This is a genomic window from Desertihabitans brevis (assembly GCF_003327535.1).
GTDB classification, from domain to species: Bacteria; Actinomycetota; Actinomycetes; order Propionibacteriales; family Propionibacteriaceae; genus Desertihabitans; species Desertihabitans brevis.
In genome coordinates, this window is record NZ_QOUI01000014.1 from 35,803 (window position 1) to 53,343 (window position 17,541).

General features: G+C 71.4%; 21 protein-coding genes. 9 read left to right on the plus strand and 12 right to left on the minus strand.

The genetic code is table 11. The features are described from left to right. Window positions 1-90 precede the first annotated feature (90 nt). From DT076_RS19725 to DT076_RS17925, 3 genes are read right to left on the minus strand one after another with little or no spacing between them, the layout of a single operon-like run. A complete protein-coding gene (locus DT076_RS19725) occupies window positions 91-459 on the minus strand; it encodes a hypothetical protein (RefSeq protein ID WP_199539283.1) in 369 nt (122 codons plus the stop codon). Window positions 460-461: 2 nt separating this feature from the next. Continuing rightward, a complete protein-coding gene (locus tag DT076_RS17920; RefSeq protein WP_199539284.1) occupies window positions 462-1,520 on the minus strand; it encodes a serine hydrolase domain-containing protein in 1,059 nt (352 codons plus the stop codon). 11 nt (window positions 1,521-1,531) lie between these two features. Further along, window positions 1,532-2,047 carry an ArsR/SmtB family transcription factor gene (locus tag DT076_RS17925; RefSeq protein ID WP_114128074.1) on the minus strand — a complete coding sequence of 172 codons (516 nt, stop codon included), beginning with the start codon at window positions 2,045-2,047 and terminating at the stop codon, window positions 1,532-1,534. Between the two features lie 82 nt (window positions 2,048-2,129). Here DT076_RS17925 and DT076_RS17930 point away from each other — a divergent pair, with 82 nt between their 5' ends. Further along, on the plus strand, window positions 2,130-3,092 hold the full coding sequence (locus tag DT076_RS17930) for a beta-ketoacyl-ACP synthase 3 (RefSeq protein WP_114128075.1): 963 nt from the start codon (window positions 2,130-2,132) through the stop codon (window positions 3,090-3,092). Here the strand turns inward: DT076_RS17930 and DT076_RS17935 are convergent. Both DT076_RS17935 and DT076_RS17940 read right to left on the minus strand, forming a co-directional pair. Further along, window positions 3,085-3,534 (minus strand): iron chaperone, encoded by a 450-nt coding sequence (locus DT076_RS17935; protein WP_114128076.1) that lies wholly within the window; start codon window positions 3,532-3,534, stop codon window positions 3,085-3,087. The two genes, DT076_RS17930 and DT076_RS17935, sit on opposite strands and share 8 nt — an antisense overlap. 85 nt (window positions 3,535-3,619) lie before the next feature. Next, window positions 3,620-4,738 carry a glycerate kinase gene (locus DT076_RS17940; RefSeq protein WP_114128077.1) on the minus strand — a complete coding sequence of 373 codons (1,119 nt, stop codon included), beginning with the start codon at window positions 4,736-4,738 and terminating at the stop codon, window positions 3,620-3,622. Between the two features lie 292 nt (window positions 4,739-5,030). On the opposite strand from DT076_RS17940, the gene DT076_RS17945 reads away from it, so the two are divergent. After that, a complete protein-coding gene (locus tag DT076_RS17945) occupies window positions 5,031-5,501 on the plus strand; it encodes a hemerythrin domain-containing protein (RefSeq protein ID WP_114128078.1) in 471 nt (156 codons plus the stop codon). Here DT076_RS17945 and DT076_RS17950 read toward each other — a convergent pair. Together DT076_RS17950 and DT076_RS17955 are read right to left on the minus strand one after the other, a co-directional pair. Then, window positions 5,432-6,634, minus strand: a complete 1,203-nt coding sequence (locus DT076_RS17950) for a sensor histidine kinase (RefSeq protein ID WP_114128079.1) — start codon at window positions 6,632-6,634, stop codon at window positions 5,432-5,434. The genes DT076_RS17945 and DT076_RS17950 overlap by 70 nt on opposite strands. Continuing rightward, on the minus strand, window positions 6,627-7,307 hold the full coding sequence (locus DT076_RS17955) for a response regulator transcription factor (protein ID WP_114128080.1): 681 nt from the start codon (window positions 7,305-7,307) through the stop codon (window positions 6,627-6,629). Before DT076_RS17955 ends, DT076_RS17950 begins: the two co-directional genes overlap by 8 nt. Before the next feature lie 88 nt (window positions 7,308-7,395). Here DT076_RS17955 and DT076_RS17960 point away from each other — a divergent pair, with 88 nt between their 5' ends. Further along, on the plus strand, window positions 7,396-8,028 hold the full coding sequence (locus tag DT076_RS17960) for a M15 family metallopeptidase (RefSeq protein WP_114128081.1): 633 nt from the start codon (window positions 7,396-7,398) through the stop codon (window positions 8,026-8,028). 27 nt (window positions 8,029-8,055) lie between these two features. Here the strand turns inward: DT076_RS17960 and DT076_RS17965 are convergent, their stop codons facing one another. Then, complete coding sequence (locus DT076_RS17965) at window positions 8,056-8,814, minus strand: SDR family oxidoreductase (RefSeq protein WP_114128082.1); 759 nt, start codon at window positions 8,812-8,814, stop codon at window positions 8,056-8,058. A 102-nt stretch (window positions 8,815-8,916) separates the two neighbouring features. On the opposite strand from DT076_RS17965, the gene DT076_RS17970 reads away from it, so the two are divergent. Beyond that, complete coding sequence (locus DT076_RS17970) at window positions 8,917-9,774, plus strand: helix-turn-helix transcriptional regulator (protein ID WP_114128083.1); 858 nt, start codon at window positions 8,917-8,919, stop codon at window positions 9,772-9,774. A 463-nt stretch (window positions 9,775-10,237) separates the two neighbouring features. After that, on the plus strand, window positions 10,238-10,546 hold the full coding sequence (locus DT076_RS17980) for a helix-turn-helix domain-containing protein (RefSeq protein WP_114128122.1): 309 nt from the start codon (window positions 10,238-10,240) through the stop codon (window positions 10,544-10,546). 11 nt (window positions 10,547-10,557) lie between these two features. On the opposite strand, the gene DT076_RS17985 is transcribed toward DT076_RS17980, so the two are convergent. Then, the gene (locus tag DT076_RS17985) at window positions 10,558-10,890 is read right to left on the minus strand and encodes a hypothetical protein (RefSeq protein ID WP_114128085.1); all 333 of its coding nucleotides are present in this window, start codon (window positions 10,888-10,890) and stop codon (window positions 10,558-10,560) included. A 343-nt stretch (window positions 10,891-11,233) separates the two neighbouring features. On the opposite strand from DT076_RS17985, the gene DT076_RS17990 reads away from it, so the two are divergent. Next, the gene (locus tag DT076_RS17990; protein WP_114128086.1) at window positions 11,234-12,403 is read left to right on the plus strand and encodes a hypothetical protein; all 1,170 of its coding nucleotides are present in this window, start codon (window positions 11,234-11,236) and stop codon (window positions 12,401-12,403) included. Then, a complete protein-coding gene (locus tag DT076_RS17995; RefSeq protein ID WP_267896850.1) occupies window positions 12,404-13,099 on the plus strand; it encodes a DUF4365 domain-containing protein in 696 nt (231 codons plus the stop codon). It abuts the gene before it with no gap. Between the two features lie 92 nt (window positions 13,100-13,191). On the opposite strand, the gene DT076_RS20375 is transcribed toward DT076_RS17995, so the two are convergent. From DT076_RS20375 to DT076_RS18010, 3 genes are all read right to left on the minus strand, one after another. Further along, window positions 13,192-13,599 (minus strand): relaxase domain-containing protein, encoded by a 408-nt coding sequence (locus DT076_RS20375; RefSeq protein ID WP_325048388.1) that lies wholly within the window; start codon window positions 13,597-13,599, stop codon window positions 13,192-13,194. Between the two features lie 228 nt (window positions 13,600-13,827). Continuing rightward, the gene (locus DT076_RS20380; RefSeq protein ID WP_407642746.1) at window positions 13,828-14,292 is read right to left on the minus strand and encodes a TetR/AcrR family transcriptional regulator; all 465 of its coding nucleotides are present in this window, start codon (window positions 14,290-14,292) and stop codon (window positions 13,828-13,830) included. 127 nt (window positions 14,293-14,419) lie between these two features. Continuing rightward, the gene (locus tag DT076_RS18010) at window positions 14,420-14,863 is read right to left on the minus strand and encodes a GbsR/MarR family transcriptional regulator (protein WP_114128088.1); all 444 of its coding nucleotides are present in this window, start codon (window positions 14,861-14,863) and stop codon (window positions 14,420-14,422) included. Window positions 14,864-14,948: 85 nt separating this feature from the next. Here DT076_RS18010 and DT076_RS18015 point away from each other — a divergent pair, with 85 nt between their 5' ends. Together DT076_RS18015 and DT076_RS18020 are read left to right on the plus strand one after the other, a co-directional pair. Next, window positions 14,949-15,860, plus strand: coding sequence for an ABC transporter ATP-binding protein (locus DT076_RS18015; protein ID WP_114128089.1), 912 nt, complete (start codon window positions 14,949-14,951; stop codon window positions 15,858-15,860). After that, window positions 15,857-17,410, plus strand: a complete 1,554-nt coding sequence (locus DT076_RS18020) for an ABC transporter permease (protein WP_114128090.1) — start codon at window positions 15,857-15,859, stop codon at window positions 17,408-17,410. The genes DT076_RS18015 and DT076_RS18020 overlap by 4 nt, the downstream gene beginning before the upstream one ends. Window positions 17,411-17,541 lie beyond the last annotated feature (131 nt).

Below are 17,541 nucleotides of genomic sequence, written 5' to 3' on the forward strand. Positions count from 1 at the left end.
GCGACATCGTAGGGTCGCCGGCACCCCCGTCCCGCCCGCACCGCGACGCGGACGCCGCTCAGCCGCGGGCGCCGTCCGGCCGGGTGCCGTTCAGACCAGCACCACCACGGCGAGGACCCCGAGCAGGGCGTGCAGGGAGACGCTGACCAGCGCCGGGACGGTCCAGCGCGGGTGCGTGCTGACGTCGCCGCCGGCCGGGCCCGTCCACGGCAACCCCGCACCGCGCCAGACGGCCCGCGCCACCGTGACCGCGACCCCGACGGCCAGGGCCACCCACCACCAGGACAGCACCCCCGGCATCGGCGTGATCGCCCGCCCGAGCAGCAGCACGACGAGGGCCGACACCCCGTCCGAGACCAGCGAGCGCCGGTCGGCAGCGGCGAGCCGGGGCACCCAGGTGCGGACGGCGAACCACCCGGCCAGGCCGACCATCGCGACCCACCCGACCATCGTCGCCATCCTCAGACCCCCTGCTCGAGCAGTGCGAGGCCGGCCCCGTCGACCGACGCGCTGGTGGCCGACAGGACCACCACCGCGGTGCCGGCCTCGCGGTCCACGCCCAGCCAGGAGGAGAACCCACCCGTCCCGCCGTTGTGCCAGGTGATCGTGCGCCCGTCGTCGGTGGTGCTGGTGATCCAGGCCCAGCCGATCCGGTCCTCGTCGAAGCCGACCCGGGGTCGGGTGGCCTCGACCCCCGGCGCCTGCTCGGTGAGCAGCGCCTGCGCCAGCCGCGCCATGTCCTCCACGTCGGAGCGGACGCCGCCCGCGGGCGCCATCGCCTCCCCCACCCACGGCTCCATCCGCCGGCCGTTGGCGTTCTGGCCGACCAGGTCACGTCCGTCGAGCTCCGCCGGGCCGGTCGGCACGGTCGTCCCGCTCATCCCCAGCGGCTCGAGCACCCGCTCGCGGAGCAGCTCGGGGTAGGGCTGGTCGGCAGCCGCGGCCAGCGCGTGCCCGAGCAGCTCGAAGCCGAGGTTGGAGTAGGTGCCGGGCCGGGCGTCCAGCTCGAGCCCGCGCACCTCGGCCAGCTCCTGATCCAGCGTGTTGTCGTAGGGGTTGGCCCCGGACAGCGTGGACCAGATGTTCTTGCCGGCCTGGCGCAGCGACAGCGGCTGCACCGGGAGCCCGGAGGTGTGGGTGGCGAGCTGCTGCAGGGTGACGTCGGCCACCGGGGCACCCTCCAGCGGCAGCAGCTCGCCCACCGTGGTCTGCTCGGTGACCTCGCCCCGCTCGATCGCCTGGGCCAGCAGCAGCCCGGTCAGCCCCTTGCTGATGCTCCCGATCTCGAACCGGTCGGTGGGCTGGGCGCCGATGGTGGCGGTGCGGGTGCCGTCGGCGGTGACCACCGCGACCGCGACAGCCGGACGCTCCTCCCCGACCACGGCCCGCACCCGCTCGGCCAGCGCCTGGTCGCCTACCGCCGTCTCCGGCAGCGGGGTGGGCGCGGGGCGCAGCGCCACCGCCCCCACCAGCACGACCAGCCCGCTCAGCACGGCGGCCACCGTCCTCCCGATCCGCATCCCGTCCCCTCTCACTCGGCCGCCAGCACGGCCACCAGCAGCGGCACCACCCGGTCGGGCGGCACGCCGACCCGGCCGCGTCCGGTGCTGCGCAGCCAGCCGGCGGCGGTCAGGCTGCGGATGTGGTGGTAGATCTGCCCGGAGGTGCCCATCTCCTCCAGCTCGGTCAGCTCGGCCACGGTGGTGCGGCCGCGGAGCACCGCGAGCACCAGCCGGAGCCGCACCGGCGAGCCGAGCGCGGCCAGCCGGGTGGCGACGTGGTCGACGGCGTCGGCGTCCGGGTCGGACAGCACCGCCGCGGGCCGCGCCCACTGCCAGGCGACCGGCCCGGCGTCGGTGGCCACCTCGCCGGCCATCAGCACCAGGTCGGCGACCTCGGCCCCGGCGCGCTGCCTCAGTCCCTCGATCGCCCAGAGGTCGACCTCCACCGAGCCGCTCCCGGCCGGGGTCGCGGTCTCCAGGGCGTCCAGACGCTCGGTCAGCCGCTGCACCTGCTCGGCCAGCTCCTGCCACCGCTCGTCGCTCATGTCTCACAAACTACGTAACTTCGTACAACCAGTCAAGAGACGGAGGAGAACGGATACCTACGGTCGCGTAGGCTGCGACGTCGTGATCGGTTCGCGTGTGGTGTCCCTGGGTCACTTCCAGCCGGCTCGGGTCGTGCCGAACTCCGAGCTCGAACAGCTGGTGGAGACCTCCGACGAGTGGATCAGCCGCCGGGTCGGCATCCGCGAGCGGCGCTGGGCCGGGCCGGAGGACACGGTGGTGACGATGGCCACCGCGGCGGCCCGGGATGCGCTCGCGGTCGGCCGGTGGGACGCCGCCGACGTCGACCTGGTGCTGGTGGCCACCTGCACGAACGCGGTCCGCTCCCCCAACACCGCCGCGGCCGTCGCCCACGCGCTGGGGATGGCGCACCGGCCGGCGACGCTCGACGTCAACGTCGCGTGCTCGGGCTTCCCGCACGCGCTGGCGCTGGCCCAGCAGGCGATCGCGGTCGGCTCGGCCCGCACCGCTCTGGTGATCGGCTCGGAGAAGCTCACCGACTTCACCGACTTCACCGACCGCACCACGTGCGTGCTCACCGCCGACGGGGCCGGGGCGATGCTGGTGACGGCGAGCGAGGAGCAGCAGATCTCCCCGGTGCTGTGGGGCTCGGTGCCCGAGCTCGGGCAGGCGGTGCGGATCAACCCCGACGAGGGCGACAAGTTCGCCCAGGACGGCCGGGCGGTGTTCCGCTGGACCACCTTCGAGCTGCCGGCGATCGCGCAGCAGGTGGTCGAGCGGGCCGGGATCGCGCCGTCGGAGCTGGCCGCGATCGTGCTGCACCAGGCCAACCTGCGCATCATCGAACCGCTGGCGGCGAAGATCGGCGCCGAGCAGGCGGTGGTGGCCACCGACGTCACCGAGTCGGGCAACACCTCGGCCGCCTCGATCCCGCTGGCGCTGTCGAAGCTGCTGCGCCAGAACCCCCTGCCGCCCGGCGCCCCGGTCCTGCTCTTCGCCTTCGGCGGCGGGCTGGCCTACGCCGGGCAGGTGGTCGGGGCGCCGGAGCACCAGTCGCTCAGCTGAAGGCGCGCTCCAGCAGCTCCCGAACACGGGCGGCGACGGCGTCGTCCCAGCGGGTGACCGCGAAGGACGTCGGCCACATCGGCCCGTCGTCGAGGTTCGCCGCGCCGTCGAAGGCGACGGTGGAGTAGCGGGTCTGCATCTTGGTGGCGCTCTGGAAGAAGACGATCGTGCGCCCGTCGCGCTGGTAGGCCGGCATCCCGTACCAGGTCTTGCAGGTCGAGGTCGGGTGCACCTCCTTCACCAGGGCGTGCAGGCCCTCGGCGATCGCGCGCTCGTCGGCCGGCATCTCGGCGATCTTGGCCAGCACGTCGGCCTCGCCGTCCTTCTTCCCGCGCCGCCCGGACTGGGCCTTGAGCTCGGCGGCGCGCTCCTTCATCGCCTGCTTCTCGTAGTCGGAGAAGACCTCGCTGCTGCGGGCTCCGGTGCTCTCGCTGGTGGTCATGGTGCCTCCCTCGGTCGGTGTACTCCTCACGCTACGGAGGCGCACCGCCGGGGTGCTTCTCGATTCCTGACCGGCTTGGGCGGGGTCAGCGGGTGTGGGCGGTGAGCAGCCGGGCGGCCGCCTCCTCCAGCCAGCGGGCTGCCTCGGTGAGCGCCGCCTCGCGGGTCGGGGCCACCTCCACCAGCGCCGCCGAGCCGACCACGCCTCGGGCCGCCAGCTCCTCCGCACCGGCACTGACCACCCCGGCCAGCGCGAGCGCGTCGATGCCGTGCTGGCGGGCCAGCTCGGCCACCCCGATCGGGCCCTTGCCCCGCAGCGACTGGGCGTCCAGGGAGCCCTCCCCGGTGAGCACGAGGTCGACGCCGGCGACCGCGTCGGCCAGGCCGACCAGCTCGGCGACGAGGTCGAAGCCGTTGACCAGCCGGGTCGGGGTGGTGGCGAGGAAGGCGGCGGGGAAGCCGCCGGCGGCCCCGGAGCCGGGGACGACGACGTCGACGCCGGTGGTGGCCCGCAGCAGCTCGGCCCAGCGGGTCAGGGCGTCGTCGAGCAGCCGGACGGTCGCCGGGTCGGCGCCCTTCTGCGGGCCGAACACGGCCGCGGCGCCCTCGGGGCCGGTGAGCGGGTTGTCGACGTCGCAGGCGATGGAGATCCGGGTGCTGGCGAGCCGGGGGTCGAGCCCGCTCACATCGAGGGTGGCGGCCCGGCCCAGGGCGGCCCCGCCCAGCGGGACCTCCGCCCCGTCGGCGTCCAGCAGCCGGGCCCCGAGCGCCCGCAGCGCACCCGACCCGCCGTCGGTCATCGCCGAGCCGCCGATGCCGAGGACGAGCTCGCGGGCGCCGGCGTCCAGGGCGGCCGCGACCAGCTCACCGACGCCCCAGCAGTGGGCGGCGGCCGCGGTACGGGGGTCGGGGTCGACCAGGGCCAGACCGCTGGCCAGGGCCGTCTCGACCACGGCCCGGCCGTCGTCGAAGAGCGCCCAGCCGGCGGTCACGGTGTCGTCGAGCGGACCACGGACCTCGGTGCGGCGCAGCTCGGCGCCGGCGGAGACCGCCGCCTCCAGGGTGCCCTCGCCGCCGTCGGCGATGGGCAGCACGACCACCTCGGCGTCGGGGCGGGCCCGGCGCAGCCCGGCCGCGATGGCCTCCCCGGCCTGCCGACCCGTCAGCGTCCCCTTGAACTTGTCCGGCGCCACCAGTACCCGCATGCTCCCGCTTCCCGTCGACCACCCCGTCGGGAGCCGATTGTGGCGCACCCGCCGGCTGGGACGGCTCCGAGCCGGCGCGGTGGACGACCCGTGCGCACCAGAGCCGGGGGTCGGCCGCCGCTTCCAGGCACTCCCCGGCTCCGGCGGTCGACCGCCCTGCACCGGCAGGTCGCCGTCGGCGTCCCGGTAGGGTGCAGGTCAGCGTCGCGTGCCGGTGGCAGGCAGTGCCAGGCATGGAGGCGCCGGACGAGAAGGAGCACGACGATGACGACGTCGTCCCTCCCGCCCTCCCGTGACTGAGGGCGAGCAGAGCAGGCTGGTGGCCTGGAGCCGGGAGCTGAGAGCGGTGCACGAGCGGCTGCGCCAGGCGTTGCGGGTGACCCGGGAGGCGGTGGACGCCGGTGACCCGGTCGAGCCCGCGACGCGGGAGCTGCTGCTGTACTGCCACGGCTTCTGCAGCGCGCTGGACGGCCACCACCGCGGCGAGGACCGCCAGCTGTTCCCCGCCATCGCCGCCGCGCACCCCGGGCTGGCCGACACCCTGCGGTACCTGCAGCAGGACCACTCGATGATCGCGCACCTGCTCACCGGGCTGCAGGAAGCGGTGCGCCGCACGGCCTCACCCGCCGAGCTCGACCGCCACCTGGAGGGGATCGCGGCGATCATGGAGAGCCACTTCCGCTACGAGGAGCGTCAGCTGCTCCGGGTGCTCGACGGGCTGGCACTGGACGCCGACCCCCGTGACGTCCTCGGTCCGCTCTGAGCAGCGGCGCTCTGAGCGGCGGCGGGGAGGTGCACCGTCACGCCCAACCCGCCGCCGGGCCGGGCGCGCAGGATCAGGGTGCCGTCGTGGGCGGTGACGATGGTCTGCACGATCGCCAGCCCCAGGCCCACCCCGGCGGCGTGGCCGGCGGTGCGCCCCTCACCGCGCTGGAAGGGCTCGGTGAGGGTGCTGACCAGCGGTGCGGGGAGCTCGGCCCCGGTGTTCTCCACCGTCAGCGCGACCCCGCCGTCCACGGCGCCGGTGCGCACCGCGACGAGTCCGCCCTCGGGGAGGTTGTGCACGATCGCGTTGTGCACCAGGTTCGTCGTCATCTGCAGCAGCAGCGCGGGCGAGCCGACCACCGGGGCCGGGTCGCCGGTGACCTCCAGCGTGGTGCCGCGGCGCTCGGCCAGCGGCAGCAGCGTCTCGGCCGCCTCCTCCGCCGCCAGCGACAGGTCGACGGGCTCCCGGACCGAGGACGCCTGCTCGGCGCGGCTGAGCAGCAGCAGCGCCTCGGTGAGGTCGATGGCACGGGTGTTGACCTCGGTGAGCAGCTGCACCAGCTCGCCGGTGACGCGGTCGGGGTCGCGGCGGGCGACGTCGAGCAGCGTCTGGGTGATGGCCAGCGGGGTGCGCAGCTCGTGGGAGGCGTTGGCGGCGAAGCGGCGCTGCTCGGCGACGTGGGCCTCGAGCCGGGCCAGCATCCCGTCGAAGGCGTCGGCCAGCTCGCGGAACTCGTCACGGCGGCCGGGCAGCTCGATCCGGTGCGAGAGCGAGCCGCTGCCGGCCCGTCGGGTGGCTGCGGCGATCTGCTGCACCGGGGCCAGCATCCGGCCGGCGAGGAACCACCCGCCGACCAGCCCGAGCACCAGCAGCAGGGCCAGCATCAGGGCGGCCTTCGGCGCGAAGGCCTCCCACAGGTCCGACTGGCCGGGGATGAAGAGCGTGCCGCCCGGCGTCCGCGAGCCGGCCCCGGGAACCCGTTCGACCGGCAGGACGACGGCCCGCTCGGGCACGTAGCGCAGCAGGAAGACCCACACCACCGCGATCAACCCGACCCCGGCCACCAGGACGAGGGCGGCATAGCTGACGGTCAGGCGGAGCCGGACGCTGGTGCCCGGTGGCCTACCCACGCCCGTCCCCGTCGACCACTCCCATCCGGTACCCGACCCCGGGCACGGTCGCGATCAGCCACGGCTCGCCGAGGCGGCGGCGCAGCGCGGAGACGGTGATCCGGACGGCGTTGGTGAAGGGGTCGGCGTTCTCGTCCCAGGCCCGCTCCAGCAGCTCCTCGGCGCTGACCACCCCACCCTCGGCGGCCATCAGGACGTCCAGCACCGCGAACTGCTTGCGGGTGAGACCGACGTAGCGGCCGTCCCGGTACACCTCGCGGCGGAACGGGTCGAGGCGCAGCCCGAGCATCTCCCGCACCGGCGGACGGTGGTGGGCCCGCCGACGGTCCAACGCCCGCAGCCGCAGCACCAGCTCGCGCAGCTCGAACGGCTTGGTGAGGTAGTCGTCGGCGCCGAGCTCGAAGCCGGACGCCTTGTCGTCGAGCCGGTCGGCGGCGGTGAGCATGAGGATCGGCAGTCCGCTGCCGGAGGCGACGATCCGCCCGGCGATCTCATCACCCGACGGGCCGGGGACGTCGCGGTCGAGGACGGCGATGTCGTAGCGGTTGACCGCGAGCAGCTCCAGCGCGGTGTGGCCGTCCCCGGCGACGTCGGCCGCGATCGCCTCCAGCCGCAGACCGTCGCGGACCGCGGACGCCAGGACGGGCTCGTCCTCCACGAGCAGCACACGCATGGAGGCGATGCTAGGAGCCCGGACATATCGCCGCTGTAGCCGAAACGCCATACGCCCCGACCACAGCGCTGCGGCTTGGCTGGCGCCCATGCAGACCGCACCAGCACCACCGCTCCGCCGGTCCCGCCGCGGACCCCGCGCCGCCTCGGTCGCCCTCCTCCTCGCCACCGTGGGCCTCACCCTGACCCTGCTCCACCACTCGCTCACCGGGTGGGCTCCGACGACCGGCGCGGAGGCCCCGCCGCCGGCCGAGGTCGACGGCCTCGTCACCAGCGCCGACGGGCTGCTGCCCGACGGCGTCACGGTCGCCGACGACACCCTGCCCGGCATCGCCCGGCTCGACCCCGAGCTGCTGGCGGCCCTGCGCGCCGCGGCCGCGGACGCCGCCGAGGACGGGGTGGTGCTGCAGGTCAACAGCGGCTGGCGTTCGGCGGAGTACCAGGAGCAGCTGCTGGCGGAGGCGGTGGCGACCTACGGCTCGCGGGCCGAGGCCGAGCGGTGGGTGGCCACCGCCGGGACGTCCCCGCACGTGTCCGGGGACGCCGTCGACATCGGACCGACCGACGCCGCCTACTGGCTGGGGCGTCACGGCGCGGACCACGGCCTGTGCCAGGTCTACGGCAACGAGCCGTGGCACTTCGAGCTGCGCCCGGAAGCCGTCGACGACGGCTGCCCGCCGTCGTTCGCCGACCCGACCGAGGACCCGCGGATGCGGGGCTGAGGCGCGCCCGGCGAGGCGGCGGAGGCGTCAGCGGGCGTGCGGGTCGGCGGCGTTGAGGGCGGCCACGACCTGCGGGTAGTCGCCGCGCACCTCGGCGAAGCGGAGGAAGCCCACCCGCTCGACGAGGATCTCGGTCGCCTCGGGCTGGCTCTCCAGCAGGTGCACCACCTCGTCGGCGAACTCGTCCAGCGGCATCGCGAACTCCGAGGTCTCCTGCCCCGGCAGCAGCGCCGTGCGCACCGACGGCGGCACGATCTCCACCACCCGGACGCCGACGGGCTCGAGCTGGAGCCGGATCGACTCGCTGAGCTGGTGGATGGCGGCCTTGCTGGCGTTGTAGCTCGGGGTCACCCGCAGCGGCACGTGGGCCAGCCCGGAGGAGACGGTGAGGATGGTCGCGCCGGGACGGGTCTGCAGGTGCTCGGTGAAGGCGGCGACCAGCCGGATCGGACCGAGCAGGTTGGTGGTGACGACCTCCTCGGCGTCGACGAGGAAGTCGGCGCTGGTCCAGTCCTCGACGCGCATGATCCCGGCCATCGCGATCAGCACGTCGAGGTCGGGGTGGCGCCGCAGCACCTCGGCGGCCGCCGCGGTGATCGAGGCGGGGTCGGCGGTGTCGATGCGCACGGTGTCGAAGCCGTGCTCGGCGGCCAGCTGGTCGAGCAGCTCGGTGCGGCGTCCGCCGATGACGACGGTGTTGCCGCGGGCCTGCAGCCGCAGCGCGAGGGCGAGCCCGATGCCGGAGGTGGCGCCGGGGACGAAGATGGTGTGTCCGGTGATGTCCATGCCGCCCACCGTGCTCGGCGGGGGCGTCGGGCGGGAGAGCACCGCCGATCGGGGGACCCGCGGTCCCTGGCTGGGCGGACGTCTGGCGGTCAGGATGGGGGCGTGGACCGAGCTGGGCTGGCCGACTTCCTGCGACGCCGTCGCGAGGCGCTGCGTCCCGTCGACGTGGGGCTGCCACCGGGGGCGCGGCGACGCACGCCCGGGCTGCGGCGGGAGGAGGTGGCGGCACTGACCGGCATGTCGGGCGACTACTACATCCGGCTGGAGCAGCGCCGCGGCCCGCAGCCGTCGGAGCAGATGCTGTCGGCGCTGGCCCGCGCGCTGCGGCTGACCGCCGACGAGCGCGACCACCTGTACCGGCTGGCCGGGCACAACGTCCCCCGGCGCGACCCCGAGGACACCCACGTCGCGCCGGCCCTGCTGCGGGTGCTGGACCGGCTCGACGACACGCCGGCGCTGGTGCTGTCCTCCCTCGGGGAGACGCTGGTGGCCAACGAGCTGGCGAAGACCGTCTTCGGCGACCCGGACACCCGAACCGGTCTGGCGCGCGCCGACGTCTACCGCTGGTTCACCGACCCGGCCGCCCGCTCGGTCTACCCGGACGAGGACCACGACCGGCAGGGCCGCAGCCTGGTCGCCTCGCTGCGGGTGGCGCACGGTGCGGCCGGACGCGGGTCGCGGGCCGACGCGCTGGTGCGGGCGCTGCTGGCGGAGTCGAGCGAGTTCGCCGCGCTGTGGGGACGACACGAGGCGGCCCGGCGGTTCGAGGACTCCAAGGTGCTGCTGCACCCCGAGGTCGGCGCGATCGAGGTGGACTGCCAGGTGCTCTTCACCGCCGACCAGGGCCAGGCGCTGCTGGTGCTCACCCCGCGGCCCGGCAGCGAGGCCGAGGGCAAGATCCGGCTGCTGGCGGTGCTGCGCCACGAGCGGTTCAGCCCGGGACGCGACCTCGCGCGGTAGGCGTCGGCGCCCGGACGCGCCGCTCCTCGGCCCTCGGCCGGATCCGGCGGCACGGCCGCGTGGCCCCGAGCCCCGGCGTCGCTCGGTCGGGAGCCGGCGATGTGCGCCGGGCGAAACGCGACCATCCTGGCGGGCGTCACGATCGGCGACGGCGCGATCATCGGGGCGGGCACACCCGCCGAGCTGGAGCTGCTCGCATGGAGGCCGCGTCCGGCCTCTCCGACCACCTCGACGCGCACCCGCCTCGGGCGACATGAGACTGCCCCGTCGTCGCGGACGGGGCAGTTCGATCTCTCGATGGGTGGGCCTCCGTAGCAGCTTCTCAAACCCCCGGAAGCCTCTCGGATCGCTGATCTCCCGCGTTCTACGGGGTTCTCGGACTCATCGGCCGCGCACTCGGGGTACTCAGATCGCCGATGAGCGCGGTCCCGTGCGTGAGAATTCTCGGCAGTCTCAAACCCGTTTGAGCGTCTCCAATCGAGCCGAGCTGATCGCCGGTTACGCCGATGGCGTGCCTGTGCGGGAGCTGGCAAGGCGGTTCAACGTGCACCGCGGCACCGTCCGGGAGATAGCTCGGCAGGCGGGCTTGGCAGCGCGCCGACCAGAGTTGCCGGACGCGATCCGACAGGACGTCGCCCAGCTCTATGCGGGTGGGATGACGCTCGCTCAGGTCGCCGCGCGACTCGCAGTCAGCCACGAGGCCGTGCGCTCGGCGGTGCTCGCGTGCGGCGGGACGATCCGTGCCGGCGGTCGTCGCCGGGGCGGCGCCTGAGTTCTCACACCTCACCGGACACCTATCGCGTCCACCACGGCCCGCTCTTCGGCGTCGTCTGCTTCGCTGGGCGAGCTGGTGCGCTCGCGACGGGCGGTGACGGACTCGCGGACACGGGCGCGGATCAGGAGCACAGCGCTGACCGGCCCGATCCAGAGCATCTTGAGCATGTTCCAGACCGCCCACAGCACTATGAGGTGGAGCCATCCAGGGGCGCCGCGCTCGACAAGTTCGACACAGACGTTCGCGATCAGGATGTACGGGGCTGCGAGCAGCATCGCGGGGATGCCCCACTTCAATCCACGGCGGGTGCGGATCGCATCCAGCAGGATGTTGGTGGGCATGTAGCGCCGCAGGAAGTAGCGGGTGGACGCTGACGGTCCAGATCAGACGGATCATGGTCTTGTTCCTCTCCATCGCACAGTGCATCTGGTGAGGCAGTGCGTTGGAGAGTGACCCGGGGGTCTGCCACGAGCGGCGCGCTACAGAGGAGAAATCCGCCTCATCAGGAAGTCTACGGGTGATTCCTGTCGGAAGGAAGGAAGCTGGACAGCTACGGTCGCGGTCCTGGAGCGCCCCGACTAGCCGTCCGTCCTACTCTCCTCGTATGAGGTGTGGATCACGCTGCGTGCCGGTGGCTCGGCGAGGCGACTGGGCAGGCCGATTTCGCGACCATACGCTTGTTGAATGTACCCGCCACCAGCCGGGCCGGACCTGACGGCCGAGCAGTGTCAGGAGCTTGACGACACGTTCCTGTCGTCTGATCCATACGGGTACTTCAGCGCTCGGATCGGCATGATGCTGCGGTGGGCAGAGTCGGACGTCGACAGCGATGAGCATCCCCTGGCCGCACCCGATGATGAACAGCAGCACGCGACCGAGACCCGTGGGCGGTTCGCTCGCCTCCTTGGTCGGCCGGTGGGATTCATACCCGAGACCTCGCCGAGGTCCATTGCTACACAGGTCGCCACGGACGCGTACGCCCTGCGGCATCATGCGGCTGAGGCGCTTGTGCGGTTGACGGCTGCGCTCTCGCAACGGACGAACGTTGCCGAATCGTGCGTTTGGGAGGCCCTGTCGGCCGGGCCAAACCACCTCGATCAGGTCGTGAGCCAGCTCCGCGAGTCCTTCTCCTCGGCGGAGGCCCCGATGCAGTTCGCCCGTCTGGTTCTCCGCGAGCAGGACTTGCAAAGCGGGATGACCGAGCAACTTGCTTCGGCGTCCAACGTGTTCGCCGACTGGCTCCAGTTCGCTATCGACCTACTCGTGGGACATGAGCTCCAACTCAACGCTGCTCACAACAAGGTCAAGCACGGTCTCTCAGTCCGCGCTCGTGATGACCTCAAAGTCTCATTCGTCACCACTCCGCCCAGCACAAATGGGACTATCCCGGTTGGTGCGCTGACCGGCCCGGACGCCGTGGACATCTTCGACCGCCCCGTTATCGAAGTTCTCGCACAGGCACCCAAGGTGGACAGGCATCGACAAGGACTGGAGCTGACGCAGTTGAGGGTGGATGTCCCAGCCGTTCTCGGCGAGGCGTACATGATCGCCTGGGCCCACGGGGCGATGTTCCATGTCGCGGCCACGAAACACTTCGAAGGACGGGCAGACCTTCCCGACTATCTGGACGCTCCCGCTCACCCCGGTTACCCAGTGGGCGGCCCGCACCCTGACCATGTTTCAGGCAAGGCTCCGGTCGGGATGAGGTTCCCTCTCACCGCTCCTCCCGGTGGCGGGCCTACGCGGCGTCCACCGGGAATCGCATTTCGAGACTCGTTCATACCGCTCATATTCACTGGCTCTGCGATGCGCAACGTTCGCGTTGTTGCGGACGAGGCAACGGAGGAGGCGTAGGTGCGCGCGCCAAAAAGCGAAGCTACGGGAACCTCGGGTGAGTCTGAGGTCTTGGCGCAGTTCGAGCGCTTGGGCTGGGGAGGGGTGATCGATAGCCGGCACGACACAGGCACCGATCTGTATCTGCGGCCGCGAGATGCCCGCCGGTACGAACTCGGCGCCGTGATGGGTGCCCAGGTCAAGACCGGGTCGTCATACTTCAAATCCCCGCAGAAGGACGCCGAGGGCACGATCACTGGGTGGTGGTTTGCCGAGGACGACCGTGAACACTTCGACTACTGGCTGCGCCACGCCCTGCCCCACGTGGTGATCCTGCTCGATCAAGACAGAAACCTCTCGTTCTGGGTTCACGTCACCCCTGAGCGAGTCGTCTCGACCGGTAAGGGCGCCAAGATTCTTGTACCGGCCTCCCAAACCGTTGACGCGGACCACAACGAAGCACTCTCCGACGTCGCGCTGACGCAGCTTCCGACTCCGACCTGGGATGGCACTGCGTGGACCGGCGCGGTGCATCTTGCACCGGTCGACGAAGTTCGGCATGCCCTCATCACTCCCCGGCTCATCGCACCCCACCCGAACCTGGCCCCAGATTCGATCTCCGGGCTCGAAGCCCTCGCCATGCAAACGCTCTTCCGGGACGACCTTGAACGGATTCTGGAACCGATGAGCCCTTCCTGCACTCGCAGGGGAGAATGACGCCGAGCGGAAGGGGCTGTCACTCGACGATGCACGTGAGGCGGATGACTGGTGTTGGCGCGCCACTGCTGCCCTTCATCTGGGCGACCGCCTCACCCTTCGCACCCGGTGACATGGAGGAGTCCAGATCGGCGATCCTCGCCTCGATCCGTTCCGAGACGGACTTGTAGGCGGGGAACGCCAGGCCCCAGGGGGTCGCCCGTGATCGGGTCACGCCCCATCCCCATCAAGAGTTGGAGCTGAGCCTCCGACACGCGATCACCCACCGCGACCTCGCCCTTGCCGAGCGAGGCGACACCCGACCCGAGCCATTGACCAGGAGGTGGTCCCGCCTCCGCGTAGTAGCGGGTCAGGGGCGTCGACAGTGATCGATCGCCGTCCGCGGCGGCGACCGTGCGCAGCAGGTACTTGTAGCCGTCCCCGGCCGACATGACCCGCATCGAAACCGTCACCGCTGCCTCCTTCGCGACAGTCAGGTGAGCAGCCACCGCCTGTTGCATCCGATGCGATATGGCCCGCTCAACCTCGACCTGCCAGACGCGTGGCAGCTTCGTCGTGGCAGCTTCGTCGTGGCAGCTTCGTCGTCAGTGGCTGGTGCTGCTGATGCTCGCGCTTCGCTCTCGGGCCGGTCTGTCGTCTGTTCTACGGCGTCGGCGTGCTGTCGTCCTGTCGGGCTAAAGCCTCGCGAGTGGTAGCCAGTGTGGTGTCGTTGACATAGAGACCGTGGCTCAGCAATCCAGGGTTGGCGCGGTGAGCCTGCCTCCACCCTCGCGCGAGAATGGATCGGCTCCCAACGCACTCCCGAAGCGCTCTCGCAGAACGAGTTGCCCAAGTTCGCACACCGTGACGATCAGCACTGTGACGCGGGTGTCGCACCCGGAACGGATTGTGCCCGCTTCCTGCCCGGCGGCCAAGCGGTGTGCACTGCTCACCACCAGGCGGTTGAACAATTCGTCGCCGCCTGTTCCCGGCTCCACGAGCATCCGCGCGACGCAATCGATCCCTGCGCTTGCAGCACCCGCCTGCTCCGCCAACGATCGGACCAGGCTGCCCGATGAGTTTTGTTCGAAGTGATCATCAAACAGGGCGGAGACAACATGCTCATCGCACAACCGGCGTAAGCCCTCCTTCGAACCGAAGTGATGGATGACCAACCCCGGACTTACCCCGGCGGCGCTCGCGATCGCTCTCACACTCGCCCCGTAAAAGCCTAGGGCGGCGAACAACGCCGTTGCTGCATCGCGGATGCGCGCACGTGCAGTGAGGTCAGCGGGATCAGTTGCCGAGTGCATGCTCAGTTCGGGACTGTTGCGTGTCGAGTCAGCGCATGGCGCGCCACTGCTGGACGAGTGCTGGGAGTTGTGCGCGTAGGAAGGCAAAGAAGTCGGCGGTCTCAATGAGTCGCGCCGAGGCCCGCGGATCTGTGGTGGCCTGTGCGCCGTCGGTGAGGATGCTTTCGAGGGTGCGCAGTGCGTCCTCGTTGTGGGCGACGGCTTCCATCCAGGCGTCGGGGCGGACTTCGTAGACGATCTGGCGATCGCTCTGCCGGGTCACGTCGACCAGACTGAGGGTGCGGAGCATCTTCGCACCGTTGGAGATCGCCGACGGACCTACGCCAAGCTGCGCGGACAGCTCGGCGGCAGTGCGTGCGCCGGCTGGCGTCGCCATCAGAGCGGCGAAGATGCGGGCGGACATGCGCGGCCAGCCGGATCGGGCCAGCACGCCGGCGAACCGCTCCACGAACTTGTCGTCTCGTTCCTCCATCGTGGCCTCCTGTCACCGAGTCTGTCTCTCACGGCACCCTACTCTTGATTCATGTAGTTCACGAATTTCGTGTAGTATCGGTGCCATGACAAACCTCGTGGAGTTGCGCCAGATCACCAAGTCGTTCGGGCATGCGCGTGCACTAGACGGTCTGGACCTGAAGATCAGCGCCGGGGAGGTGCATGGCCTGCTCGGGCCGAACGGGGCGGGCAAGTCCACCACGATCCGGGTGCTGCTGGGGATGCTGCGTGCCGACAGCGGGACGGCCCGCGTGCTGGGCCACGACCCGTGGACGGCCGCGCCAGAGGTACGTGGACGGTTGGCGTACGTGCCGGGCGACGTGAGCCTGTGGCCGAACTTGACCGGTGGAGAGGTAATCGACCTGCTCGCGCGGATGCACGGCGGCGAGGACCGCGCCCGCCGGGACGCGCTGATCGAGCGGTTCGAACTGGACCCGACCAAGCGGTCCCGCACCTACTCCAAGGGCAACCGGCAGAAGGTCGGCCTGGTCTCCGCGCTGAGCGTGACGGCCGAACTGCTGATCCTGGACGAGCCGACCGCAGGCCTGGACCCGTTGATGGAGGAGGTGTTCAAGCAATGCGTGCACGAGGCTCGGGACGAGGGGAGCACCGTGCTGCTGTCCAGCCACATCCTCTCCGAGGTCGAACAGCTCTGCGACCGGGTCAGCATCGTCCGCGCCGGAAAGGTCGTGGACACCGGCACCCTTGCCGAGCTGCGCGGGCACGCCACGACCGTGGTGACCGCAACCCTGACCCGACTGCCGACTGGTCTGGACACACTCGCGGGCATCGAAGAGATCGCCGTAGACGGGCACCGGGTCGAACTGACCACGACTCGATTCGATGAGGTGATGAGCCGGCTCGCCTCCTTCGGGATCGAGGCCCTCACCGTCGCCCCGCCAACCCTGGAGGACCTGTTCCTGCACTACTACGACCAGACCGGCACCGCCAAGAGCCGGGCAGGAGCGACGGCATGAACACACTGACTGGAACTCGCCCGATGCTCGGGCTGACGCTTCGCAGGGAGCGGTTGCACGGCTCCGCCTGGTACGTGCTGTCCGGGCTACTGCTGGTGGTGATCGCCGCGGGCATCATCGCCACCTACCCGACCGCGGCCGACCGGGAAGCGCTGGCCGAGTCCGTCAACGCCAGCGCGGGCGAGCTGTTCATGATCGGCCCCGTGTCCAGCACCGATGTCGGCGGAGTCGGGCTGTGGCGGATGCTGGGGATCGCGGCGATCTTCGTCAGCCTCGCCTCCGTCCTCACCGTGGTGCGCAACACCCGCGCTCCAGAGGAAAGCGGTACCAGCGAGTTGCTCGGCTCTGCGGCGATTGGACGCGCCGCCCCGCTGGCCGCAACGCTGGGTGTCACTGCAGCCGGATCGCTGACAGCCGGGATCGTCGCCAGTGTGGGCTTCCTCGGCATCGGCGCGTCGGCGGGGGGCTCTGTCCTGGTCGGGGCACAGGTCACCTCGTTCGGGCTGCTCGCCGCAGCGTTGGCCGCGCTGACCGGGCAGATAGTGCAGACCGCCCGCGCCGCGACCGGTATCGCCGTCGCGGTCGTGGCCGCCTTCTTCCTTCTCCGCGGCGCCGGCGACGCCATCGGCGGGAACGCCTACTGGATGTCTCCGTTCGGGTGGATCGCCGCCGTCCGCCCCTTCGCTCATAACAATGCCTGGATGCTCCTGCCGGTCCTGGGGCTCACAATCGCTCTCGCTGCGGTTGCGGTATGGATCGCCTCCCGGCGCGACCTGGGCGCAGGGCTGCTTCCCGAACGGGTGGGACCCGCGCACGCCAACGCCGCCCTGCGCGGTCCCACCTCCCTCGCCCTGCGCACCAGCCGGGGGGCCGTCATCGGCTGGGCCGCAGGCGCGCTTGTCGTCGGACTCATGATCGGCGGCGTGTCCTCGACCGTGGACGAACAGATCGACCTCGCCCTCGGCACTGGCGCGGGAAGCGGTGCCGGCTTGGTCCAGGTCGCCCTCTACCTCTCCCCGCTGTTCGCTGCCATCCTCGGCATCCAGACCACCCTCCGGCTCCGCGGGGAGGTCACCAGCGGCCGCGCCGAAGCCGTCCTCTCCCGCCCCGTCGCCCGCACCTCCTGGCTGCTTGCCTACGCCATTACCGGGGCCCTGGCAGCACTCGCCGTGCTGTTCGCATTCGGGCTCGGCATCGGCGTCGCACAGCTCGGCACCGACCCCGGCTCGTTCGGGGTGCTGGCTGTCGCCGGTGCACTGCGAGCGCCCGCGGCGTGGGTGTTCATCGCCCTCACCACTCTGCTGCTCGCCACCATCCCACGCGCCGCCACGGCAATCGCGTTCATCGTGCTCGGGGCATTCCAGGCGCTCGAGTTCACTGTCGAGTTTCGCCTCGTGCCACCCGAGGCACTCTATGCCTCACCCTTCGCTCTCGTCCCACAGCTCCCCGACGGCGAGCCGCACCCCTGGCAGACCATCCTGCTCATCCTCATCGCAGCCGCTCTCGCTGCCGTCGCCACGAGGAGCATCCGCCATCAAGACATCCACTGATCGAGTTACCCGCTAGCCGATAGCGGGCGGCGGAGGACGGAGCGCGTGCCCGCAGCCGTCACCTCTTGCCAGCGTCACGGACAAGCCTGAGTACAGGTATCGAGGCGTCCTCGGCTGAAGCCGAACGATGG